At 72.7% G+C, this 23,429-nt stretch carries 20 protein-coding genes; 7 read left to right on the plus strand and 13 right to left on the minus strand.

Features of this window, described 5'->3' with window-relative positions:
• The first annotated feature begins 11 nt into the window (after positions 1–11).
• Positions 12–2,120 carry an alpha-galactosidase gene (locus BKI49_RS00810; protein WP_095932180.1) on the plus strand — a complete coding sequence of 703 codons (2,109 nt, stop codon included), beginning with the start codon at positions 12–14 and terminating at the stop codon, positions 2,118–2,120.
• A gap of 121 nt (positions 2,121–2,241) precedes the next feature.
• On the opposite strand, the gene BKI49_RS00815 is transcribed toward BKI49_RS00810, so the two are convergent.
• The 4 genes from BKI49_RS00815 to BKI49_RS00830 all read right to left on the minus strand — a co-directional run bounded on the left by BKI49_RS00815 (position 2,242) and on the right by BKI49_RS00830 (position 6,871).
• Positions 2,242–2,865, minus strand: a complete 624-nt coding sequence (locus BKI49_RS00815) for a hypothetical protein (protein WP_095932181.1) — start codon at positions 2,863–2,865, stop codon at positions 2,242–2,244.
• Between the two features lie 93 nt (positions 2,866–2,958).
• Positions 2,959–4,809 carry a GMC family oxidoreductase gene (locus BKI49_RS00820; RefSeq protein WP_095932383.1) on the minus strand — a complete coding sequence of 617 codons (1,851 nt, stop codon included), beginning with the start codon at positions 4,807–4,809 and terminating at the stop codon, positions 2,959–2,961.
• Entirely contained in the window at positions 4,806–6,188 is a 1,383-nt protein-coding gene (locus tag BKI49_RS00825) for a hypothetical protein (protein ID WP_095932182.1), read from the minus strand. The genes BKI49_RS00820 and BKI49_RS00825 overlap by 4 nt, the downstream gene beginning before the upstream one ends.
• A complete protein-coding gene (locus BKI49_RS00830; RefSeq protein ID WP_095932183.1) occupies positions 6,185–6,871 on the minus strand; it encodes a FadR/GntR family transcriptional regulator in 687 nt (228 codons plus the stop codon). Before BKI49_RS00830 ends, BKI49_RS00825 begins: the two co-directional genes overlap by 4 nt.
• A 325-nt stretch (positions 6,872–7,196) precedes the next feature.
• On the opposite strand from BKI49_RS00830, the gene BKI49_RS00835 reads away from it, so the two are divergent.
• Positions 7,197–8,366: a glycoside hydrolase family 64 protein gene (locus tag BKI49_RS00835; RefSeq protein WP_257004576.1), complete on the plus strand. Its 1,170-nt coding sequence runs from the start codon at positions 7,197–7,199 to the stop codon at positions 8,364–8,366.
• 48 nt (positions 8,367–8,414) lie between these two features.
• Here BKI49_RS00835 and BKI49_RS00840 read toward each other — a convergent pair whose 3' ends face one another.
• Complete coding sequence (locus tag BKI49_RS00840; RefSeq protein ID WP_095932185.1) at positions 8,415–9,542, minus strand: sulfite oxidase; 1,128 nt, start codon at positions 9,540–9,542, stop codon at positions 8,415–8,417.
• A 68-nt stretch (positions 9,543–9,610) separates the two neighbouring features.
• A complete protein-coding gene (locus BKI49_RS00845; protein ID WP_095932186.1) occupies positions 9,611–10,288 on the minus strand; it encodes a TetR/AcrR family transcriptional regulator in 678 nt (225 codons plus the stop codon).
• Positions 10,289–10,404: 116 nt separating this feature from the next.
• Between BKI49_RS00845 and BKI49_RS00850 the strand changes: the two genes are divergently transcribed.
• Both BKI49_RS00850 and BKI49_RS00855 read left to right on the plus strand, forming a co-directional pair.
• On the plus strand, positions 10,405–10,968 hold the full coding sequence (locus BKI49_RS00850) for an NADPH-dependent FMN reductase (RefSeq protein ID WP_095932187.1): 564 nt from the start codon (positions 10,405–10,407) through the stop codon (positions 10,966–10,968).
• Between the two features lie 126 nt (positions 10,969–11,094).
• Positions 11,095–11,772 carry an AIM24 family protein gene (locus BKI49_RS00855; protein ID WP_095932188.1) on the plus strand — a complete coding sequence of 226 codons (678 nt, stop codon included), beginning with the start codon at positions 11,095–11,097 and terminating at the stop codon, positions 11,770–11,772.
• A gap of 78 nt (positions 11,773–11,850) precedes the next feature.
• On the opposite strand, the gene BKI49_RS00860 is transcribed toward BKI49_RS00855, so the two are convergent.
• From BKI49_RS00860 to BKI49_RS00870, 3 genes are all read right to left on the minus strand, one after another.
• Positions 11,851–13,626, minus strand: coding sequence for a M4 family metallopeptidase (locus BKI49_RS00860; protein ID WP_095932189.1), 1,776 nt, complete (start codon positions 13,624–13,626; stop codon positions 11,851–11,853).
• Positions 13,627–13,974: 348 nt separating this feature from the next.
• Positions 13,975–15,024, minus strand: a complete 1,050-nt coding sequence (locus BKI49_RS00865) for a polyprenyl synthetase family protein (RefSeq protein WP_095932190.1) — start codon at positions 15,022–15,024, stop codon at positions 13,975–13,977.
• Positions 15,021–16,067 (minus strand): tetratricopeptide repeat protein, encoded by a 1,047-nt coding sequence (locus BKI49_RS00870; RefSeq protein WP_095932191.1) that lies wholly within the window; start codon positions 16,065–16,067, stop codon positions 15,021–15,023. Before BKI49_RS00870 ends, BKI49_RS00865 begins: the two co-directional genes overlap by 4 nt.
• Before the next feature lie 383 nt (positions 16,068–16,450).
• Here BKI49_RS00870 and BKI49_RS00875 point away from each other — a divergent pair, with 383 nt between their 5' ends.
• A complete protein-coding gene (locus BKI49_RS00875) occupies positions 16,451–17,338 on the plus strand; it encodes an aminoglycoside phosphotransferase family protein (protein ID WP_095932192.1) in 888 nt (295 codons plus the stop codon).
• A 57-nt stretch (positions 17,339–17,395) separates the two neighbouring features.
• On the opposite strand, the gene BKI49_RS00880 is transcribed toward BKI49_RS00875, so the two are convergent.
• Positions 17,396–18,238 carry a helix-turn-helix transcriptional regulator gene (locus BKI49_RS00880; RefSeq protein ID WP_095932193.1) on the minus strand — a complete coding sequence of 281 codons (843 nt, stop codon included), beginning with the start codon at positions 18,236–18,238 and terminating at the stop codon, positions 17,396–17,398.
• 101 nt (positions 18,239–18,339) lie between these two features.
• Between BKI49_RS00880 and BKI49_RS00885 the strand changes: the two genes are divergently transcribed.
• Together BKI49_RS00885 and BKI49_RS00890 are read left to right on the plus strand one after the other, a co-directional pair.
• Positions 18,340–19,047 (plus strand): SDR family oxidoreductase, encoded by a 708-nt coding sequence (locus tag BKI49_RS00885; protein WP_095932194.1) that lies wholly within the window; start codon positions 18,340–18,342, stop codon positions 19,045–19,047.
• Positions 19,048–19,181: 134 nt separating this feature from the next.
• Entirely contained in the window at positions 19,182–19,811 is a 630-nt protein-coding gene (locus BKI49_RS00890) for an alpha-ketoglutarate-dependent dioxygenase AlkB (protein ID WP_095932195.1), read from the plus strand.
• A gap of 36 nt (positions 19,812–19,847) precedes the next feature.
• On the opposite strand, the gene BKI49_RS00895 is transcribed toward BKI49_RS00890, so the two are convergent.
• The 3 genes from BKI49_RS00895 to BKI49_RS00905 form a co-directional block, all read right to left on the minus strand.
• Positions 19,848–20,480, minus strand: a complete 633-nt coding sequence (locus BKI49_RS00895; protein ID WP_095932196.1) for a TetR/AcrR family transcriptional regulator — start codon at positions 20,478–20,480, stop codon at positions 19,848–19,850.
• Positions 20,477–21,922, minus strand: a complete 1,446-nt coding sequence (locus BKI49_RS00900) for an MFS transporter (protein ID WP_095932197.1) — start codon at positions 21,920–21,922, stop codon at positions 20,477–20,479. The genes BKI49_RS00895 and BKI49_RS00900 overlap by 4 nt, the downstream gene beginning before the upstream one ends.
• Before the next feature lie 104 nt (positions 21,923–22,026).
• Positions 22,027–23,229, minus strand: coding sequence for an FAD-dependent monooxygenase (locus BKI49_RS00905; RefSeq protein ID WP_179332282.1), 1,203 nt, complete (start codon positions 23,227–23,229; stop codon positions 22,027–22,029).
• Positions 23,230–23,429 lie beyond the last annotated feature (200 nt).

Here is a 23,429-nt window from a genome sequence, read left to right on the forward strand (position 1 = left end):
GATCCCCGTAGATGATCTCCTTCGCCCCGGACACCGGGGTCTGGCTGCTGACCACACCGCGCACGTCGTACGCGCTGCGCGTCGACGCCTCCGGGGCGCCCTGCCACCTCGCGTGGGGCCCGAGGCTGACACTCGCGGAAGCGGAGGAACTCGCCGGGCCCCCACCCGTCGAGGTCAGCAGCTTCGAGGGAAGACCCGGCGTCGGTGAGGAACTCCCCGTGGACGGCGGGACCCGCTACGGCCCTCCGTCCCTCCAGGTCCGTTTCGCGGACGGATCCCGCGCCTTCGAGTGGCAGCCCACCGGTCACCGCGTCCATGACGGCGAACTCGCGCTGGAGTTCCGCGACCGCCGCCACCCCCTGCACGTCACGCTGCACTACCGGGTACGTCCCGACACGGACGTCATCGAGCGCTGGACCGTGGTCCGCAACGCCGGTGACGAGCAGGTCACCCTGCTGCGGGCCGATTCGGCGGCATGGTCCCTGCCCGCGCTCGGCGACTACCGGCTCAGCCATGTCACCGGCCAGTGGTCCGCCGAGAGCCGGCTGCGCCGCGAGCCCCTCCCGTACGGCGAGACCGTGCTGACCAGCCGTCGCGGGATCACCAGCCATCACGCGAACCCCTGGGTGATGCTCGACGCCGGCGAGGCGACCGAGGACCACGGGCGTGTGTGGAGCGCCGCCCTCGCGTGGAGCGGGAGCTGGCGCGTCACCGTGCAGCGCACCCCGGACGGGCGGGCCGGATTCACCGGAGGGGCGGGGCACGACGGGACGACGGTTCCGCTCGCGCCCGGCGAGGAGTTCACCACTCCCCCGTTCGCGGCGCTGTGCACGGACGGCGGGTTCGGCGCGGCCAGCCGGGCCTGGCACGCGTACACGCTGGCCCATGTCCTGCCGCACGGCGACGAGACCGCTCCGGTGCTCTACAACTCCTGGGAGGCGACCGGCTTCGACGTCGACGAGGTCGGTCAGAAGGCGCTCGCGGAGCGGGCGGCGGAGCTGGGGGTCGAGCTGTACGTCGTCGACGACGGCTGGTTCGGAAAGCGGCGCAGCGACCGGGCCGGTCTCGGCGACTGGACACCCGCCCCCGACCGCTTCCCCGACGGGCTGGGGCCGCTGGTCCGGGCCGTGCACGACCTGGGGATGGGCTTCGGTCTCTGGGTGGAGCCGGAGATGGTGAACCCGGACAGCGACCTCTACCGCGACCACCCGGACTGGGTGCTGCACTTCCCCGGCCGCCGGCGGTCCGAGCTCCGCAACCAGCTCGTCCTCAACTTCGCCCGCCAGGACGTCGCCGACTGGGCCCACGACTGGCTGACCCGGCTGGTCGGCGACCACGGCATCGACTTCCTGAAGTGGGACATGAACCGGGCGTTCAGCGAGGCCGGCTGGCCCGGCCGGCCCGACGGCGCGGACCGTCTCGGTCCCGCGTACGTGCGCAACCTCTACGCCGTGGTCGACCGTCTGCGCGCGGACCACCCGGGGCTGCGGATCGAGTCGTGCAGCGGCGGGGGCGGCCGGGTCGACCTGGGCATCCTGTCCCGGACGGACCAGGCGTGGGCGTCGGACAACACGGACGCCGCCGACCGGATGTGGATCCAGCACGGCTACGGTCAGGTCTATCCCGCGCGCACCATGGGCGCCTGGGTCACCGACGTGCCGAACCAGCTCACCGGCAGGACCGTTCCGCTGCGCTTCCGGTTCCATGTGGCGATGGCCGGGGCCCTCGGCATCGGAGGCGACCTCACCCACTGGTCGGAGGACGAACTGCGGGAGGGCGCGGCCCTGGTCGCCGAGTACAAGCGGGTGCGCCATCTCGTCCAGCACGGCCGGATGGACCGTCTGTCACCACCCACCGAGGAAGGTGTCTGCGCCGTCCAGTACACCGCCCCGGACGCCTCGGAGACCCTACTGCTCGCGAGCCGCAGGACCGCGGGTCACGGCGCGCCGCGCCGGCCGCTCCGCCTGCGCGGCCTCGCTCCGGGAGCGCGCTACCGCGACACCGCCACGGACACCGTGCACCACGCCACGGTGCTCACCGAGTACGGCCTCCAGCCGGATCTGCCGCGGGGAGACTGGTCGAGTGCGCTGATCCACCTGGTGCGGGAACCGGAGGCCTGACGTCGGCGACCGCCCGCCCGGAGCCGAGGGGGTCTACGGCGCCCGGGGCACCGCGCTCCGCCGCACCGGCCGGGCGGGCGCTGCGAGGCACGGCCGCCCGAGGAGCGCGCCCCGGACGGGATCAGTAGCGCTGGGCCTTGGCCAGTGCGGGAGTCAGCTTGGGTTCCGTGGGCTCCCTGCTGATCACGATGGGCTGTTTCCGCGCGCCCGGTTCGAGGTTCTCCGCTCCCACGAACCTCGTCTCCACGACCTTGCCGTCCGGGTTCTTGAAGTCGACCTGCACGGCGTAGGACGCCTTCTTGTCGGTCTTGTTGGTGATGGTCACGAGTACGGCGCGCAGTCCACCGGTCTCCGCGGTGGGCAGTCCGGTCATGGCAACCTCCGACCGCGCGTTGCCGCCGTCCTTGACGTCCTTGAGCTCCTTCTCCGCGACGGCGGCCGAGCGCGCGGTCTCGGCGGACACGGACGCCTCGAACTCCGAGGCGCGGGCGGCGGCGGAGGAGGCCGCCGCCGACGCCTGGCCGCGGGCCGACTCGATGATCGAGGAGGCGGCCGAGGCCATGGCGGAGGGCGTCGTCCCGCTGAAGGACGCGGTGTTCGGCGGGGTCGGGCGAGGACTCACGGAGGAGCCGCCGCTGTCGTCGCCCGAGCCGCACGAGACGAGCAGGGAGCCGCACGCGAGCGCTGCCGCCAGGACCGCGATCCGGCCGGTCCGGGTTCTGCCGTGGGAAGTACGTGTGCTCATGAAGGCTCGTCCTCTGGCCGCGGTACGGGACGTCCCCATGCTCGGCGCCCGGCCCGGTGTCCGCGAACCGCGTGGCCCATTCGGGGTGGTGGGTCAGCCCGTGCGGCCGCCTCCTTCCCGTTCGAGCCAGGTCTCCGCGATCGCCAGGGCGGCGGCCATGATGCTCAGCTGCGGGTTGACCTCGGGGCAGCTCGGCAGGACGGAGCCGTCCGCGACGAGGACTCCGCGGGCCCCGCGGAGTCTGCCCTCGGGGTCCGTGGGGGCGAGCCGGGCATCGGCACCGGCCGCGACCGTACCGGTCGGGTGGAACGCGGAGAGGTGCAGGTCACGGGCGCCGACGCGGGTGAGCAGCTCGTCGAGCTCGCCGGCGGAGCGGGCCCGCGGGACGCTCGGGACTCCGGTGAGGACCTCCTCGGCCCCCGCCGCGAACAGCAGGCGGCCCATCGAGCGTACGGCCGTCGTCAGCCGGTCGCCGTCGCGGGGATCGAGGTCGTAGCTCACCAGGGTGCGGTCGCGGCCCCGGACCCGGCCCGAGGGGCGGTCGGCGATCATGGCCCCGAGGGTCGCGAGCCGCTCCGATTCCTCCAGTTCGCGCCGCAGCTCCTGGCCCAGGCCGGGGAGGACGAAGCTGCCCATCCCGGGAGGGCTGGCCGTGGCCTCGATGAGGATCCCGCGGTCGTGCAGTTCCTCAACGCCCGCGCTCTGCAGCACGCCCCGCCAGGCGGTGACCGGCTGCGCGAAGCGCCCGGCGACGCTGGTGGCCGGGTGCACGCTGAGGTTCCGGCCCAGGCGCGGGTGCCCGCCGAGTCCGGAACGGCGCAGCAGGGGCGGTGTCTGGAGCGCGCCGGCCGCGGTGACGACGAGCGGGCTCAGGATCTCCAGCTCGCTGCCGTCGGGCCGCCGCACCCGCACGCCGGCGGCGCGCGGTGCTCCGGGACGGTCGTGGTCCAGCAGGATGCGGCGGACCCGTGCGCCCGTGACGATACGGGCGCCGGCGGCGCAGGCGTCGGGCAGGACCGACAGCTGCACGCTCTGCTTGGCGCCGGTGGGACAGCCGACCACGCACTGGCACGAGCCCTTGCAGCCGGGCGCGTTGCGCCGCAGCGGGCCGGCCCGCCAGCCGAGCCGCTCGGCGCCCGCGAGCGCCAGCAGGCCGTTGTTGCCGAGCACGTCGAGCGGCTGGGTGGCCACGCGCAGGGTGCGCTCGATCTCGTCGAGTCGGGGCGGCAGGCCCTCGGCGAGCGCGAATCCGAACCGCCGGCTCCAGCGCGTGAGCACACGGTCCGGAGTGCGGTAGCAGGTGCCGGAGTTGACCACCGTGGTGCCGCCGACCGCGCGGCCGACCGGCAGCAGGAGCGGCGGCCGGCCCAGGGCGAGGGTGGCGCCTCCGTCGCGGTACAGCTCGGTGAAGCGGTCGAGCGGGGCGCGGCGGCCGAAGGAGGCGGTCGAGTGGTGTTCGCCCTCCTCCAGGACGACGACGCTCAGTCCGGCACGTGCGAATGTCCGCGCGGCCACCGCACCGCCCGCGCCGGACCCGACGACCACGACGTCGGCGGTGGAGCGCGTGGGCCAGTCCCGTGCCGGGGTGCAGTCGAGGGGCGGGTCCTCGGGCGCCGGCGCGGGTGCGGGCAGGGCCGGCATCCGTTCGGTGCCGGCGGCGAGCATGACCGGCACCTTGAGTACGTCGAACAGTGGGGCGAGTCCGGGACGCGCGGCGAGCGAGCGGAGCAGGCTCTCGCGTTCGTCGGCGCAGAGCGCGGCCAGCCGCCGGCCGGCGCGCAGGACGGCGTACGCGTCCAGGGCGGCGACCGCGGTGTGCACTCCGGCGCGGGCGGGCAGGGGCAGCGAAGCCAGCACCGAGTCGAGCCGGTCGGGCACGCGGGCGGGCCATTCCTCGTCGCCGGTGTCCGCGAGCAGCGCGGCGACGAATCCGGCGGCGGTCACCGGTCGCCCGCCTCGGCGTGCGCGGTGCGGTCCAGGACCCAGGAGGCCTCCGGCCGCCAGCGGCCCCACCAGCGTTCCAGCACGACACGGGCGTCGGCGGTCTCGCTGTTGCGGCACACCGCACGGGCGCCGTCCGGGTCGCGGTACTCCAGGACGAGGGTCCGCTCGGCGGGCTGGTCGACCTCGACGCGGATGCGGCGCAGGACGGTCCGGCCGGTCACCGTCCATCGCGGCAGCCCGAATCCGGCCCGGAACCGGCCGATGCCGAGCCAGCCGACGGCCGACCGTTCCGCGCGGCGCGGCCAGGTCCGGCCCCGGTGGCGCAGGCGCAGGAAGACCAGGGGCGGCAGCCGCCGCAGCCCCGGGCGGGTGGACACCGCGGCGACCACTTCGAGGACGTCGCCGTCGCCGAGATCCGCGTGCAGCCAGGTCCAGCGCTGGGCGTTGCCGTGGCCGTAGATGCGGGCCGAGGCGCCGGGCGCGCCCTGCAGGGTCAACGTCCGGTCGCCGTAGGCGAATTCTCCGTCGTAGGCGGCGCGCGCGGCCGGGAGCATCTGTGCCGCGGGCAGCAGCGGACGGCGCCAGGCCCAGCGCGGGAAGGTGAACAGCGGTGGATCTTGCGGGCGTTCGGTCAGTTTCCAGTGGAAGTCGTCCGCGCTGCCGGTCAGCTGCCCGGCGGTGACGGTGACGTCGTCGCTCGTGAATCCGTGCTCCGGCCGGGTCCAGGGGACGGGTCCGAAGCGGGCGTGCCGCACCTCGCCCTCGCGGGGGAAGGCCGCGACCCAGCCGTGGGCCGTCGGTTCGGATCCGTCGGCGGGCGCGGTCAGTTCGTGGTGCAGCCAGATCCCGGTGCCGGTCGCCGGGTCGGTCAGCGTGGTGTACCAGACCTCGGTGCGCCCGGGGGCGCCGTTCCAGCGCGGCGCGAGGAGCTCGGCCTGGGTGTCGCGGCGTGGGAAGCGGAAGCTGAGGAGGAAGGGCAGCAGGCCGGTGAGCAGCGGGAAGCGCAGGACGCCCGCGCCGACCCGCGTGTCGCCCTCGTACAGCGTGAACGGCAGGACGGTCATCGACGCGACCGGGCGGCGCGGGGTGACGGACTTCCAGCCGTCGAGGGTGAGGACGCGTCCGTCGGCGGTGAAGGTCAGCCGGTAGCGGATGCGCCTGCGGGCGAGCGGTGACACCTCCAGCTCGCCCTTCGCCCCCGTGTCGTCGGCGAGCCCGGCGATCCGTGCCCGGCCCGTCAGGCGCGCCATGGTCGTCCGGTGCGGGCGGAGCACCGTGTCGGCGTCCGCGCGCAGGTCGAGCCTGAGCCGCCGTTCGCGCGGCTCGGCGTCGAGCCGGACCGTGCCGAGCATCGTCTCGGTGAACTCGGTGGCCCTCATGCGAGACCGTCCAGCATGATCCGCTCGGTGGCGCGGAGGTAGGCCTCGGCCGCCGCGTGCGCCTGTCCGGTGTCGCCGGCGGTCACCGCCGCCACCACCGGGGCCAGCCGGTCATGGGCGGTCTCCGGGTCGGTGAAGGGTCCCTTGAGGAGGGAACGGACGGGCAGGTACGCGTTGAAGAGCGTGTTCGTCAGCAGGACGTAGACGCGGTTGCCGGTGGCGCGGGCGAGCGCGCGGTGCACTTCGACGTCGGCGAGCTGCACCGCGTCGGCGTCCTCGGCATCCCGTACGGCCGCGAGGAGCGTGCGGAGTTCGGCGTGCTGTCTGCGGGTGGCCCTCGCCGCGGCCCGCCCGGCGATCAGCGCGCCGACGCCGCGCCGCACCTCGAAGACCTCGTGGACCCATTTGGCGTCGTGGCGCACGAGCATCGGCAGCAGGTCGGCCCCGCCGAGGCGCGCGTAGTCACGCACCCGGGTGCCGACGCCGTGCCGGGTCTCCAGCAGGCCGGCCTGGACGAGACGGCCGAAGGCGTGCTTGAGCGTGGTGCGGGTGACTCCGTAGCCGTCGGCGAGCTGTCGCTCGGGGGGCAGATAACTCCCGGCCGGGTGACGGCCGTCGAGTATGTCCGTGCGCAACCGGTCTTCCAGGACGTCCACGATGGTCTCGCGGGGCAGTGCCTCCACGGTTCTCCCTAAAGCGAGTGGATGAGTGGCTGATCCACTGAACCAGTGAGCGACGGGCGGGGTCAACCCCCTGACCGCAGGGGCTCGTTGAAGCGCCCGTCGGTGAACCATCGCCGAGGACCACCGCCCGCTCGCGTGAACACGGCACGAATCCAAGGAAGTTGGACCGGACCAACTTTGCATGAATCGTTGACATGCACGCCACGCGGAGCAATTCTGAGAGCGCTCTCAAAGGAAACGGACGACAACCGTCCGCAGAAATCCACCTCGCTGAACCCCCACGTCAAGGAGGTAGAGAGTGCCCGGAAAACCCAGATGGCGCGCTCTGGCGGTGGCCGCGGCCACCCTCGCGGCGTCGTTCCTCACGTTCGGGACACCGTCCCGGGCCGAGGCGGCCGTACCGGCGACCATCCCTCTGAAGATCACGAACAACTCCGGCCGCAGCGACCCGGTCTACATCTACGACCTGGGTACGCTGCTGTCGACCGGCCAGCAGGGCTGGGCCGACGCGAACGGCACCTTCCACGCCTGGCCCGGGGGCGGCAATCCGCCGACTCCCGCACCGGACGCCTCGATCGCCGGACCGGCGAACGGCCAGTCGAAGACGATCCGCATCCCCAAGTTCTCCGGCCGGCTCTACTTCTCCTACGGGCAGAAGCTCGACTTCCGGCTCACCACCGGCGGTCTCGTGCAGCCGGCCGTGCAGAACCCGAGCGACCCGAACCGCAACATCCTCTTCAACTGGTCCGAGTACACGCTCAACGACTCCGGACTGTGGATCAACAGCACCCAGGTCGACATGTTCTCGGCCCCGTACGCCGTCGGCGTCCAGGCGGGCGACGGGAGCACCAAGACCACCGGGCATCTCAAGCCCGGCGGGTACAACGGGTTCTTCAACGCGCTGCGGGCCCAGTCCGGCGGCTGGGCCGGCCTGATCCAGACCCGGTCCGACGGCACCGTGCTGCGCGCCCTCGCCCCGGGTCACGGCATCGAGGCGGGCGCGCTGCCCGCCACGGTGATGGACGACTACATCAACCGCGTCTGGCAGAAGTACAGTTCGTCCACGCTGACGGTGACGCCGTTCACCGACCAGCCCGGCACGAAGTACTACGGCCGCGTCTCCGGTGGCGTCATGAACTTCACCAACGGCTCCGGAGCCGTCGTCACCAGCTTCCAGAAGCCTGACTCCGACAGCGTCTTCGGCTGCTACAAGCGGCTCGACGCACCCAACGACCTGGTGCGCGGGCCCATTTCCCGCACCCTGTGCGCGGGATTCAACCGCTCCACCCTGCTGGCCAATCCGAACCAGCCCGACACGAGTTCGGCGGGCTTCTACCAGGACGGGGTGACCAACCACTACGCGCGCGCCGTCCACGCGCAGATGGCCGACGGCAAGGCGTACGCGTTCGCCTTCGACGACGTCGGCAACCACGAGTCGCTCGTCCACGACGGCAGTCCGCAACAGGCCTACGTCACGCTGGACCCGTTCAGCTGACGGGCGCCGCGGGTGGCCGGGAGCGCGAGGGGTCCGCCCGGCCACCCGTCAGACGTCGTCGCCGGGGTCCAGGCAGAGAACGGGGACCCGCTGGACGAGGTTGTTCGCGAAGCCGCCCCGGTTCCACGGCTGATCGAGGGGCTGGGTGTGCCCCTCGGCGTCGGTGGCCCGGGCACCGAGTACGTGCCGTCCGGGTGTGGCCTTCCAGGCGAGGCGCCACGAGCGCCAGGCCCAGGGGTGACCGTCCCCCGGGCCGAGTTCGGCCGGCCGCCACGACCCTCCCCCGTCCGCGCTGACCTCGACGCCGGTCACCGGCGCCCGGCCCGACCAGGCCCGTCCCTCCAGCGTGACGGGCCCCGGCCGGACCACCCGCGTGCGGGACATGAAGTCCGGGAAGCCGGGCGGGACCAGCAGTGCGCGGGGGGCGATCCGGGTGACCGGTTCGCCCTCGTCGTCGGCGTCCTGCCGCAGTCGGTAGGCCACCGCCTGCTGGAACCCGGTGAACGGCGCGTCCGCCACGGTGATGTCCCGCAGCCACTTCACATGCGCCATGCCGTACCAGCCGGGCACCACCAGGCGCACCGGATGCCCGTGCTGCGGGGGCAGCGGGCCGCCGTTCATCGCGTACGCCACGAGGACCTCGGGCGCGTCGCCGAGGGCCACGTCCAGCGGCAGCGCACGCCGGTAGTCCTGCTCGATCCCGCGCTCGACCCCGTGGTCGGCACCGGTGAACACGACGTCCACCGCGCCGGGTTCGATCCCGGCCTCGTCGAGCAGCACCCGCAACGGCACACCGGTCCACTCGGCCGTGCCGACCGCCTCCACGAGCCACGGCTGACTCACCGGCCGCGGGGTCAGCAGGGCCCGACCGTTGCCCGCACACTCCAGGGTCACCCGGCTCGTCACGGCGGGGTACTTCCTGAGCGCGTCGAGCCCGAGCCGCAGGGGTCTGCGCACCCGCCCGCCGATCGCCAGCTCCCACGAGCCCTCGTCCGCGTACGGGATGTCGTAGTGGGTCAGCACGTAGTGCAGGCCCGGTGGCGTCACGTCGTACCTCAGGGCCTCCAGCGGGATCCCGTGGTTGCGGGCGGCGAGGGCAAGTTCCTCCTGGCTGATGCCCTCGTCGGGACCGGCCAGCCGTGCGGGTGCGCTCACATCGTCGAGGCGGTGCGCCATGACGGCATTGTCCGCCCGGGCGGCGAGCGGGCGCCAGACGGAGGGCGGGCGCCGGACCGGGAACGAGGTCAGGCGCCGGGCAGGTGCCGGCCGGCCGACGGGCGGACCGTCCGGTCCACCAGGTCGTGCCAGCCGGACTCCAGGCGCTCCAGCGGCATGCCGCGCTGGCGGGTCAGGTGGTGGACGAGGGCCGGTTCCAGGTACCCCATCAGGGTCTGGGCGAGCAGCTCGATGTCCGCGGCCGGTTCGGCCTGGCGCAGCAGCATGCACACGTGCATGAAGCGGACGCGGTAGGGCGCGGAGCTGAAGCGCCGGGTGGGGCTCGGTTCGGCCGCGAGGTAGAGGTCGAGCTGGTCGGAGGTCAGGCGCAGGGCGCGACAGCCGAAGGCGTGCAGCCGCTCCAGGGGCGACGCTCCGGGGCCGAGCGGTGCCGGACCGCCGATGAAGGCGGTCTGGAACTGCTGCTCGGTGTGGTCGAGCAGTGCCGTCAGCAGGCCGGTGCGGTCGCCGAAGCGCCGGAAGACGGTCCCCTTGCCCACCTCCGCCGCGGCGGCGACGGCCTCCATCGTCACATTGGCCACTCCGTGCCGCTCCACCAGGCGGGCGGCGGCCTCCAGCAGACGGGCGCGGTTGCGCGCGGCGTCGGCGCGCAGCTGCGGGGCCTCGGCCGGGGTGGCGAACTCCATCAGGACGGGTTCGGCGGCGGGTTCCTGCGGTTTCGGGAACTGCGGGAGAGGGGTGGACATGCACCCAGCGTAGCCGCAGCCGGGGACAACTGGACTGCGGTCCGGTTAAGTGGTACATCTTTAAACGGACCTCGGTCCGGTTTATTGCGGCAATGTTTCAGCTTCGGGAGAACACCATGTCCGTACGCATCCTCGCGCTCGTCGGCAGCCTGCGCGCCGGGTCCCACAACCGCCAGCTCGCCGAGGCGGCCGTCCGGCTCGCCCCGGAAGGCGCCGAGGTCGAGCTCTTCGAGGGACTCGCCGAGATCCCCTTCTACAACGAGGACATCGACGTCGAGGGCACTGTCCCCGCCGCCGCCACCCGGCTGCGTGAGGCCGCCGGCGGCGCCGACGCCTTCCTCCTCTTCTCGCCCGAGTACAACGGCACGATCCCGGCCGTGCTCAAGAACGCCATCGACTGGCTGTCCCGCCCGTACGGCGCCGGCGCCTTCGGCGGCAAGCCGGTCGCCGTGGTCGGCACCGCGTTCGGCCAGTTCGGCGGCGTCTGGGCGCAGGACGAGGCCCGCAAGGCCGTCGGCATCGCGGGCGGCACCGTCCTGGAGGACGTGAAGCTCTCCATCCCCGGCTCCGTGACCCGCTTCGCGGACACCCACCCCGCCGACGACAGCGAGGTCGCCGAGCAGCTGACCGAGGTCGTCCACCGCCTGCACAGCAAGGTCGGCACGGCCAAGGCCGCCTGACCCGATTCCGTGAGGGCCGGCCCGTTCACCCGGGCCGGCCCTTTCGCGTGTCACAGGACTGCCCCCGTGTGTCTCAACTCGGAACGATCTTGGCGGAACGCATCGCTCCGGGGCCAGGATGCCCGCATGAAGGGTGACCTCTTTTCCAGTGACCACATGGTGCAGCCCGCCGTCGCGGCCGGCATGACCATCCAGAACGCCAAGTCGATCAGGTACGCCGTCAACGGCGAGATGCTCGCGCGCCAGGGCGCGATGATCGCCTACCGGGGCAATCTCCAGTTCGAGCGCAAGGGCCAGGGCGTGGGCGGCATGCTCAAGCGGGCGGTCACCGGGGAGGGTCTGCCGCTGATGACCGTCCGCGGACAGGGCGAGGCCTGGTTCGCGCACGAGGCGCAGAACTGTTTCATCGTCGGCATCGAGCCGGGCGACGTGTTCACCGTCAACGGACGCAACGTCCTGTGCTTCGACGCGACGCTTTCGTACGAGATCAAGACCGTGAAGGGGGCCGGCATCACCGGTGGCGGTCTGTTCAACAGCGTCTTCACCGGCCATGGCGCTCTGGGGCTGATATGCGAGGGCAACCCGCTGGTCATACCCGTCTCGCAGCACCAGCCGGTGTTCGTCGACACCGACGCCGTGGTGGGCTGGTCGGCCCACCTGCGCACATCGCTGCACCGCTCCCAGTCGATCGGCTCGATGATCCGCGGTGGTTCGGGTGAGGCCGTGCAACTGAAGCTGGAGGGCGAGGGGTTCGTCGTCGTGCGCCCCAGCGAGGCGACGCCGCCGAAGACCCAGCAGCACTGAGGCACCGCGGCGCCCCGACCGGGGAGATGACGAAAGGGGGCCCCGCCGGACGGCGGGGCCCCCTCGTCGTGTGGTCCGTCAGTGCCCCGCGGCGGGGGTGTTGGCGGACGTGACGTTGACGGCGGCCCAGGCCTTGTTCACCGTCTTGTACTCGGTGCTGTCGGCGCCGTACATGTCGGAGGCGGCCTTCAGCGTGGCCTTCCGGGCGTCGTGGAAGTCGGTCGTGGAGACCATGTAGCGGGTGAGCGCCCGGTAGAAGATCGCGCTCGCCTTCGTCCGTCCGATGCCGGTCACCCGAGAGCCGTCGTACGTCGGCGAGTCGTACGTCACGCTGCCGATCGTCTTGCGGCCGCTGCCCTCGGCGAGCAGGTAGTACGCGTGCGAGGAGACGCCGGAGCCCGCGTGGACCTCGGTGTCGAAGGCGGCGGGCGACCAGTAGTCGATCGTGCCTTCGAGCTCGTCGAGGGAGGGGTGGTCCAGCCGGCGCAGGAACTTCTGCTCGAGGCCCAGCTTCTCCCCGAGGAGGTAGTTCGGCGGGTTCTTCGGGTTGTCGGTGGCGAACTCGACGTTCGAGCCGAAGATGTCGGCCAGCGACTCGTTGAGAGCGCCGGGCTCGCCGTACTGGTTGCCGTCCTGGTCGACGCGGGTCGGTTCGAGGCCGGCGGTGGCGTCGACGACGCCGTGGGTCAGCTCGTGACCGGTGACGTCCAGGACGACCAGCGGCTTCTTGAACATGTCGCCGTCACCGTCGCCGTACAGCATGCAGCCGCAGACCGAGTCCCAGAAGGCGTTGCCGACCTTGTTCCCGAAGTGGACCATTCCGCGGGCACCGGCGCTGTTGTTCTTGATGCCCTTGCGGCCGAAGGTCTTCTTGTAGAAGTCCAGGGTCTTGGTGATGCCGTACTGGGCGTCGACCGCGGCGGTGGCACGGCTGGAAGTGGTCCCGGTCCCCCACTTGTTGTCACCGTCGGTGAACTTCTTGCCGCGGGAGAAGTTCTCCAGCTCCTGCCCCCTGGCGTCCCGCGTCTCGGTGTTCCACCGGGTCGGGTCCTTGAGCAGGAAGCTGGTCCGCGCGGTCTGCGTGGTCTTCAGCGCCACCTTGCCGGCGAACAGGGACGAGCCGGTGCCGTTGGCGGTGGCCGGGTAGTGGGCGGCACCCGTCGCGCCGACGAGAGCGGTCGGCGCGCCGGCCGTACCGGTCTGCGGGGTCGCGTGCTCGCCGCGCCTGCGCAGGGTGTCCGCAAGGGACGGCGAGATGAACTCGTCGTTGTCGGGGACGTTGCTGCGTATCCGGCCGGTCCCCGCGTCCACGACGACCGTGCGGGAGCCGCCGGCCTCGGTGGTGTCGCTGTCCGTCACCCGCACCTGGTAGGCGAGGGCCGAGGCGCCCTCACGGGCGTCCAGGACGAGTTCGGCGGTGCCCGCGTCGCCCTTGGCCGCGGTGGCCGCCTTCTGCTGCGCCTGCTCGGGCGTGAGCTTCGCCCTGGTCGTCGCCGGCTCGACCGTGTGGTCGGCGGCCCGTGTCACGCCGAGGTAGGCGGACGCCTTGTCGAGGTGCACGACCAGGTCGCCACCGAGCACCGGCAGGCCCTGGTGGGTACGGACGAAGCGGACGTGCTGCTTGCCGTCCGGGTCCGTCATGACGTCCTTGGCACGCAGGGTGTCGCCCCCGGCGACACCGGTGGCCGAGGCATGGGCGAACGCGGCGGCGCGGGCGGCGTCCACCGGCGAGGAGCCCGAAGCCGCCGCACGGACGGGCGAGTCGGGCGCCGCGAAGACGGGGCCCGCCGGAAGCGTGGCGGCCGTCGTCACCGCGACGGCGATCGCCACGCGGCGTATGTGGGGTCTACGCACTGAGTTCCTTCGTACAGGGATGGCCGGGATCGCCGACCACCGCGAGACACGGCGCTGTCGGGCGCCGCGGGGGCTGGTCGGGCCCCGAGTCCACACCCTCACCGATCCGCCATGTACATGTAAAGACGAAAGATCCCTTTTATTGCTTCTGGGGCGATCTCTTTACGAATGCGTTGACTTCGTGGCGACCGGCGGACGGTCAACTGCGCGTCGACCGGACAGATGTGAGAGGGAATGAGGAGGTTGCCCGACGGGGGCCGCCGGAGCGCACATGTGACCGATGTCGCAGCACGGTCGGCGCCGAGCGAACGGAACCGACGGAGTCGACGGGCCGTCGGCTCACCGGTGTCAGACTGTCCGGTCCGCGAGAGAGGACAGCAGCACGCCGAGCCGGCTCGCCGCGTCCGGGGCGAGCGACGCACCGGCCAGGAGCTCCTCCGCCGAGGCGAGATGACGGCGGGCTTCCCGCTCGGCCGCGGCGCGCCCGCCGGCCCGCTCCACGAGGGCCGCCGCACGGCGCACCTCCACGTCGTCCAGAGGGGGCTCCGAGGCGAGGAGTTGCGCCAGTGCGGCCCCGCCGGGCGCTTTCAAGGCGGCGAGGACCGGAAGGGTTTTCTTCCCCTGCCGCAGATCACCGTGGACCGGTTTGCCCGTGACGGCCGGATCGCCCCAGATGCCGAGCAGGTCGTCGGCGATCTGGAAGGCCACTCCGAGATGCCGGCCGGCACGGTCGAGGACCGCAGCCGTCTCCCCCGGCGCGCCGGCCAGTTGGGCCCCGAGGGCCAGCGCGGCACCGAGCAGCGCACCGGTCTTGCCCTCGGCCATCACCTCGTACTCCACCACACCCACCGCCCCGGGCCCCGTCCAGGGCCGTCCGGCGAACAGCAGATCGTCGGCCTGGCCCCGCACCAGGTCACCCAGTGCGGTGGTCAACTGCCGTACGGCGCGGGCGGTTCGGACCCCGGTCGGTGCGGCGGCCAGGGTCTCCACGGCCAGCGCGAACAGCGCGTCGCCCGCGAGGACGGCGGGTCCGGTGCCGTACGCCTTCCACACCGCCGGGCGGCCCCGGCGCAGCGCGTCACCGTCCATGATGTCGTCGTGGAGCAGCGAGAAGGTGTGCACGAGTTCGACCGCGACCGCACCCGGCACGCCCGCCTCGGCCGGACCCCCGGCGGCCTCCGCACCGAGCAGCGCGAGCGCCTGCCGTACGCCCTTGCCCTGGGCGCCGGTCGCGGGGGTGCCGCCGACCTCGCAGTGGCCCAGCGCGTATCCGGCCATCTCGGCCACCCAGGGGTGCAGGCTCCCGACCGCCTGCGCGAGGGCCGGGGCGACGAGCGCGCGGCTGCGACGCAGGATCTCCGGTGCGCCGGGCGGTGACTGGAGGGCGGTGGGGCTCATCGGGCCACCTCCGCCGTTGCCGTCAGGCCGAGTTCGGTTCGTGCGCTTTCGACCATCCGGCGGGCGTGCCGCAGCCCGATGCGTTCCAGCACCCGGGCCAGTTCGGCGAGATCGGCGGCGGTCTCCGAGCGGTCGCGTCCGAGTCGGGCCAGGCACTTGACCAGTCCGAGCCGTGACAGGGCCCGGCCGCGCGGTTCGCTCATCGCCTCGAACTCCGCGAGCGCCAGCGCGTACACCTCGCGGGCCTGCTCGTAACGCCCGGCCCGGTACAGGACGTTGCCCCGCATCTTGTGGTTGTAGGCGAGGGCGCCGGACAGCTTCATCGCGCGGCAGGACAGCTCCGCCTCGCTCAGCAGCTCCAGCGCGCGGTCCGCGTCCCCGTCCCGGACGGAGACGATGTCGGCGAGACCCCGCAGGGCCCAGGCATGGCCGCGCCGGTCCTCGGCCCGCGCGGCGATCTCCGCCGCCTCCTCGAACATGGCGTACGCGGTGTCGTAGGCACCCGTGTTGCGATGGATCTGCGCGATTCCCTCCAGGGCCCACACGGTGTGGCGGGCCTCGCCGCGCTTGCGGGCCTCGGCCAGCAGCTGTTCGTGCAGGGCCGTCACGGCCGCGTAGTCGCCCTGGATGCGGCCGGTCTCCGCCATCCCCGCCAGCGAGTAGCCACGCACGACGATGTCGCCCGCGCTCTCGCCGAGTTCGGCGGCGAGCCGCAGCAGCCGCCACGCCAGCGGGAACGCGCCGCGCTGCCGGGCCAGTGTCCCGCCGCTCCACAGTGCCCATGCCATCGCCGCCGTGTCACCGGCCGCGCGAGCCGTGCGGTAGCTCGCCTTCCACGCCCGGTCGGCGTCCTTCACCTGCCCGAGGCGACGGTGCGCCTCGGCGACCGCGAGGCCCGAGCGGGCCGCTTCACCGTGCTCACCCGCACGTTCGGCCGCGCGCAGTTGTTCGGTGCCGGCCGCGAGGACGTCGGTCAGCGAGGAGTTCACGGAGAGAGTGGTCAAAGCGCCCTGGTACTCCGGGGCGAAGGCCTTGCCGTACATGAATGCCTTTCCGTCTGCCACCGTTCGGCCGTGTTCGTTCGCGGCTCGGCGGTGGCGCTGCCTGCTTGTCCGGAAGGGCGGCCGTCGTGCGACGACGCAGCTATGCACACTGCGTATACACATCATGTATACGCGCAGCGTATAGTGCGTCGGATTTTCACCCGGGAATCCCTGTCCCACCGAGTCCGACGCGCCACCCACCCGTTGCCGATCAAGACGAAGCCGGTGCCCGCGAGGTTGCCTGGGAGGGTGAGGAAGCCCCAAATCGCGTTGTGCCGGGGCCCGAACGCGTCGCAGGATGGCGGGACTTGACCTCACCGCGGCTCCTCTCGACCGGCCCGCGGGACCCGCTGATCCCACCGAATCCACGGAAGCAGGCGCCGATGCCCGCAGGCCCGATGCACGCCCACGAGGCGCCGCTCGACGACGCACTCGTCAGACGGCTGCTGGCCGCCCGGTTCCCGCAGTGGGCCGAACTGCCGCTGAAACGCGTCGAGTCGGCCGGGACCGTCAACGCGCTCTACCGGCTCGGCGACGACATGGTGGTCCGCCTCCCCCGCATCCCGGCGGGCGCCGACGATGTGGTGAAAGAAGGCATCTGGCTGCCGCGGCTCGCCCCGCTCCTGCCGGTTCCCGTCCCGGAGATGCTCGCCGTGGGCCCGCCCGGCGAGGACTACCCGTGGTCGTGGGGAGTGCTCCGCTGGCTCGAAGGGGAGCTTCCCACGGTCGGCGCCCTCGACGACGCGGAGGAACTCGCCCTCGGCCTGGGCCGGTTCGTCGCCGCGATGCGGGACGTCGATCTGCCCGGTGGTCCGCCCGCCTACCGTGGCGGGCCGCTCGCCACCGTGGACGCCGAGACGCGTACCGCGATCGCCGCACTGCACGGCACGGTCGACACGACGGCCGCGACAGCGGCCTGGGAGGCGGCGCTGGCACAGCCGCCGTGGACGGGCCCGCCCGTGTGGGTCCACTCCGACCTCATGCCCATGAACCTGCTCGTCCACCAGGGCCGGCTCTCCGCCGTCCTCGACTTCGCCACGGTCGGCACGGGCGACCCGGCCTGCGATCTGATCGCCGCCTGGAACCTGCTGCCCGCCTCCACGCGGCCCGCGTTCCGCGACGCGGCGGGCGCCGACGACGCCACCTGGGCACGAGGGCGCGGCTGGGCCCTGTCCATGGCTCTCGTCCAACTGCCCTACTACCGCACGACGAACCCCGTGATCGCGGCCAACGCGGAGCACGTGATCCGCGAGGTGCTCGCCGAGCTCTGAGGACCGGCCTGCGCGACACCGCGCTGCCGCCCGGCCGCGGCCGGGCGGCAGCGCCGCTCAGGACTCCACGAGCGACTGTGTGCCGATCACCCCGAGCAGCGCCATGCGTTCGGCGTCGTCCGTGCCGGGCTCCGCCGTGTAGACCATGATGCGCAGGTCGTCACCGGCGACGCTGAGCACGTCGCAGTCCAGCGTCAGCGGACCCACCTGCGGGTGGTCGACGGTCTTCCGCGACGCCTGGTGCCGGCCGACCGCGCCCGAGTCCCACAGCCCGGCGAACCGTTCGCTCTTCGCCCGCAGTTCCGCGATCAGCCGTGCCAGGCGCTGGTCCGCCGGGTACCGGCTCGCGGTCGCCCTCAGGTCGGCGACCAGGCCCTCCTCGAAGGCGCGCCGGGCCTCGGGCGTGTAGCGGGCCCGGCTGGCCGGGCCGAGGAAGGCACGCCAGACGCCGTTGCGTTCATGGCCGCGCCACCCGGAGGGGTCGCCCATCAGGGCCGCGTGCAGAGGGTTGGACAGCAGCAGCGTCCAGGCCGCGTCGTAGACCGCGACGGGCGTCCCGGCCAGCCGGTCCAGCAGGCGGTGCACGCTCGGCGTGATGCGGGCGGGGACGGCGTCACGGCCCGGTGGCACGAGCCCGGCGACGCGGAAGAGATGCTCGCGCTCGGCGCCGGACAGCCGCAGCGCCCGGCTCAGCGCCTCGACGACCTGCTCCGACGGGTTGGTCGCCCGGCCCTGTTCGAGGCGGGTGACGTAGTCCACCGAGATCCCGGCCAGCAGGGCCAGCTCCTCGCGACGCAGCCCGGCCGCGCGCCGTTGCCCGCCCGCGGGCAGTCCCGCCGCCTGTGGCGGGACGCGGTCGCGCCACCGCCGTACCGTGCTCCCGAACTCCGTACTCGCCATGCCCCCACTGTGCACCGCTTCGCGCCCGTCTTCCTGGTACTGGCGGTCCCAGGAAGACGGGACGCCTGGCTGACCGCGCCGCCCCGCCGGAGCCTGGAGCCATGACTACGACACTCATCACAGGAGCGAACAAGGGTCTCGGCTTCGAGACCGCCCGCCGGCTCGTCGCCGCGGGTCACACCGTCTACGTGGGAAGCCGCGACCCGGAGCGCGGGCGGCAGGCCGCCGAGGAGCTGGGGGCACGGGCCGTCGTGATCGACGTGACCGACGACGCCTCCGTCACCGCGGCCGCGAAGGCCGTCGAGGCCGACGGCGGACTGGACGTGCTGATCAACAACGCCGGCATCGAAGGGCGCGGCGAGGGCAACACCGTCATCGGCGCCGCCGACGAGACGGCCGAGACCATGCGGGCCACGTTCGAGACGAACGTCTTCGGCGTGGTGCGCGTCACGCACGCGTTCCTGCCGCAGCTGCGCCGGTCCGCCGCCCCCGTCGTGGTGAACGTGAGCAGCGGCCTCGGCTCGATGGCCCTGGTCACCGATCCCGACACCCCGGCGTACGGCTATCCGGGCATCGCCTACCCGGCGTCGAAGACCACGGTCAACATGATCACCGCCCAGTACGCGAAGGCCTTCCCCGACATCCGGATCAACTGCGTCGAGCCCGGCTTCACCGCGACCGACCTGAACGGCAACACGGGCACGCAGACCGTCGAGCAGGGCGCCGAGATCATCGTCCGCATGGCGCGGATCGGCTCCGACGGCCCCACCGGGGGCTACTTCGACGCGTCCGGCCCGGTCCCCTGGTGAGCGGGGCGGGCGGGTGGCCGGTCCACTGAGGGAGCCGGACCGGCCTCCCGCCCGCCGAGCGGGGCTGTCCGGCCCGGTTCCGGCCCCGGCCTCGGTATGGAACATATTTTCGATTACAGAGGTACGCTGGCCACATGGCCACGCATCTCCAGGGCTCGCTCTTCGACCAGACCGACGAGCTCCACCTCGGTCCGTTGGACGGACTGCGCCGCACCGTCCTGGGCGACGGGGCATGGATCGACCTGCTCCCCGGCTGGCTCGGCGGCGCGGACGCGCTCTTCGCGCGGCTCGCCGCCGAGGTGCCCTGGCGGGCGGAGCGACGGCAGATGTACGAGCAGGTGGTCGACGTACCGCGACTGCTCGCCCACTACCGCGCGGACGATCCGCTGCCGCACCCCGTGCTCGACGAGGCGCGGGACGCGCTGTCCGCGCACTACGCCGACGAACTGGGCGAGCGGTTCACCACGGCCGGCCTCTGCTACTACCGGGACGGCCGCGACAGCGTGGCCTGGCACGGGGACCGGATCGGCCGGGGCGCCCGCGAGGACACCATGGTGGCGATCCTGTCCGTGGGTGCCCCGCGCGACCTGCTGCTGCGGCCTCGGCACGGGCGGGGAGACACCGTGCGGCGGCCTCTCGGCCACGGCGACCTGATCGTGATGGGCGGTTCCTGTCAGCGGACCTGGGAGCACGCCGTCCCCAAGTCGGCGCGCGCCACGGGACCCCGGATCAGTGTGCAGTTCCGCCCCAACGGGGTGAGCTGAGCCCGCGGCCGGCGCGAGAGCCGCGGCCGGTGCGGATCACGGCGTGAGCTGGTTCTGCACCGCCGGCGCGTACCGGTCGACGATGTCCTCGATCTCCGCGGCGCGCAGGTGCGCACCGCGCGCGATGCCGTACATGACGCCGAGTCCGAGCAGGGTGGCGACGGCGAGTTCGGCGCGCAGGCCCGCGTCGGGGCCGGTGAGTCGGTCGGCGAGACGGTCGCTGACCTGGGTGCGGAAGTTGGCGCGCAGGATGTCGCCCTGTTCTCCGTGGAGCGGGGCGAAGACGATCCGCAGGACCGGGTCGGCGCCGCGCAGGGTCTGGCCTTCGAGGAGGTGGCGGACCATGTGGCGGCCGAGGTCCGGCAAAGGCGCGTCCAGCAGGGCCTCGGCGTCCGACCCAAAGGACATCACGCGGGCGAACAGCGCGTCCTTGTTGCCGAAGTACTTGAGGATCAGCGGCGCGCTCACCCCGGCCCGCTCGGCGACCGCCTTGAGCGTGATGTCCCCGTGGGCGTGCCGGGCCAGCAGATGGCGGGCGGCGCGGAGGATGGCCGCCTTCGTCGCCTCGGCGTCGCGACGCGGCGCGGGTGTCCCCGTCACGTCGTCCTCGTGCCGGGCGCCGGCGGGGGACGCCGTGTCGCCGGGGTGCGGGGTGATCACTGTTCTCATGCTCCTTCGAGGGCCTCGTCACGGCGGGCCCCGGTACGGCCGCGGCTGCGCCGGGTGCCGCGGGAGGCGGGGTCGCCGGGTATCGAGAGAGCGGCGGCGCAGGCCACCAGTGCGACCGTACCCGCCATCACGAAGGCCAGCAGATAGCCGTGCAGCGTGGGCACCGGGGCACCCCCGACGAGGCTCGTGTGATGCACGAGGACGGCGGCGACCGCGGCGCTGCACACGGCCTGCCCGATGGTGCGCATCAGGACGTTGACGCCGTTGGCGGACGCGGTCTGCCCGGCCGGCACCGCCCGCAGGATCAGGGTGGGCAGGGCGGAGTAGGCGAGGGTGGTGCCGGTCGCGCAGACCGTGGCGCCCACGATGATCATCCACAGGTCGCGGCTGTCCATGATGCGCAGGAGATAGCCGAAGGCGATCACCGCCGTGCCGAGGGCCAGCGTGACGCGCGGGCCCCGGGCCGCCGATATGCGGGCCGAGACGGGCGAGAGCAGCAGCATGGTCACTCCGCCGGGCAGCAGGCACAGGCCGGTCGCGACGATGGACAGGCCGAGGCCGTAGCCGGTCGCTTCGGGAGCCTGGACCAGCTGCGCCGTCACCAGGGAGTTGCCGTAGAAGGCGAATCCGGTCAGCAGCGCCGTGATGTGCGGGAGGGCGACGCGCGGCCGGGCGGCCAGCTTCAGGTCGACCAGCGGGCGTTCGGCGCGCAGCTGCTGCCGGCACCACAGGGCGAGTATCAGGACGCAGCCGACGAAGAGGCCCACGATCCCGGGGCTGGTCCAGCCCCAGGTGCCGCCCTGGGACACGCCGAGGAGGAGGCACACGAGTCCGGCGGCCAGGCCCAGCGCGCCGAGCGTGTCGAAGCGGCCCGGCTCGCGGACGGGCGACTCGCGCACGGCCCACCAGGCGAGCGCGAGCCCGAAGGCGCCGAGCGCGGTCGTCGCCCAGAACATGGCGTGCCAGTCGGCGTACTGGACGACGAGCGCGGCGAGCGGCAGTCCGAGCGCGGCGCCGATGCCCACGGTGGAGCTCATCAGCGCGACCGCGGATCCCGTCTTCGCCGGGGGCAGTTCGTCGCGCAGGATGCTGATCGACAGCGGCACGACGGCGGCCGCCGCGCCCTGCAGGGCGCGGGCCGCGATGAGGACGCCGATGTCCGACGTGAGGGCGCACAGGAGCGAGCCGACCGTCATGAGCGCCAGGGCCATCAGCAGGACGCGCCGCTTGCCGTACATGTCTCCCGCACGGCCGAGGACCGGCGTCAGGACGGCTCCGGACAGCAGGGTCGCCGTGACCATCCAGGAGACCGTGCTCGCCGGGGCACCCGTCAGCCGCGGCAGGCCCGGCAGCAGCGGGACCACCACGGTCTGCATGACGGCCATGAGGATGCCGCCGAAGGCCAGGACGGGGACGGTGAGCCGGTCCCGCAGGGCTGTCATGGGTGCTCCAGAAGTCAATGCGGAAACCAGGTGAATTCATATTCACCTTATCGGTGAATCATCATTCACCCAACCGCGCGTCCTCCTGGAGACCGCTTCGGCCGCTACGGGCGGGAGCGTGACTGCACCGTGCGGGCCACTCGCGGCCCCAGCCAGCGCTTGAAGCGGCGCAGCACTTCCAGCCGCCCCGCCGCGCGGTCCATGCGGTAGTACAGCTGCGGCGGCACGTAAGGAAGCAGCGGCGAGTGCCGTTGGCCGAGCAGGGCGAACATCTGCGCCGGTGGGAGGCCGATGTAGCGCGGGAGGTTCTCGTACCACTGGGCGCTGAGACGGGCCGCGCTCTGCACCGGCAGGAGCGCGGACCTGCGCTCCTGCTCGTAGTGGGCGAGGGCGGACTCCATCTCCGGGTGCTCGCGCAGCGCTCGGGCGAGGCTGATGGCGTCCTCCAGGGCGAGGGTGGTGCCGGCGCCGATCGAGTAGTGGGTGGTGTGGGCGGCGTCGCCGATCAGGACCAGGTTGCCGTGGTGCCAGGTCCGGTTGACCAGGGTGCGGAAGGTGAGCCACTGGGCGGTGCCGTCGGCCTGTGCCCGGCCGATCAGCGGGTGTCCGTCCAGCAGGTCGGCGAAGAGCTTCTCCAGGACGGCGAGCCCCTCCGCCTCGTCCGCCCGGTCGAGCCCGAGACCGGTCCAGGTCCGCGGGGCGCACTCCACGACACAGGTACTGGCGTCCTCGCCGAACCCGTAGGCGTAGCACCAGATCCACCCGTGGCCGGTCTCGACGAAGGCGAAGGTGAAGGAGTCGAAGACCTTGGTGGTGCCGAGCCAGATGTAGCGGTTCTGCCCATGGGTGAGTTCGGGGCCGAAGTGCTGGGCGCGGCGGTCGCGGAGCGTGCTGTTCACGCCGTCTCCGGCGACGACGAGGTGCGCGTCGGGCAGCGGGTCGGCCGGAACCTCGTGCTCGAACTCGACGCGCACGCCGAGGGTCCGGGCCCGTTCGGCGAGCAGGTCGAGGAGCCGGCGTCGGCCGATGCCGAAGCCTTCGTCGCCGTGGTGCACCGTCGTGCGGTCCCCCACGTGGGCGACTCCGTCGCTCCAGCGGACCGATGCCTCGGCGACGGCGCGCGCCGACTCGGGATCGCCGTCGCGGAGTTGGTCCAGCAAGGAGGACCAGTAGGTCACCCCCCAGCCGTACGTGGATCCGGCCGGGTTCCGCTCGTGGACGGTGATGTCGTGGGACGGGTCCTGGCGCTTCATCAGGATCGAGAAGTACAGGCTGGCGGGTCCGCCGCCGACGCACGCGATCTTCACGCGCACTCCCCTTTTGTCGCACAGAGCGGTCGATTGGCCACGAAGAGTAGCAGGAGGCGACATTCCACGGATCACGGCGGAACGCGGGCCCGGATCGCGTCAGTCTGTGCGCGTGAGCCGCACCACTCACAGAGGAACGGCGCCGCAAGATCATCGACAGCGGACCCGCGCACGGGAGGAATTCCTCCCTCCGGCGACCG

It is taken from the genome of Streptomyces sp. Tue6028 (assembly GCF_002300165.1).
Classification (GTDB): domain Bacteria; phylum Actinomycetota; class Actinomycetes; order Streptomycetales; family Streptomycetaceae; genus Streptomyces; species Streptomyces siamensis.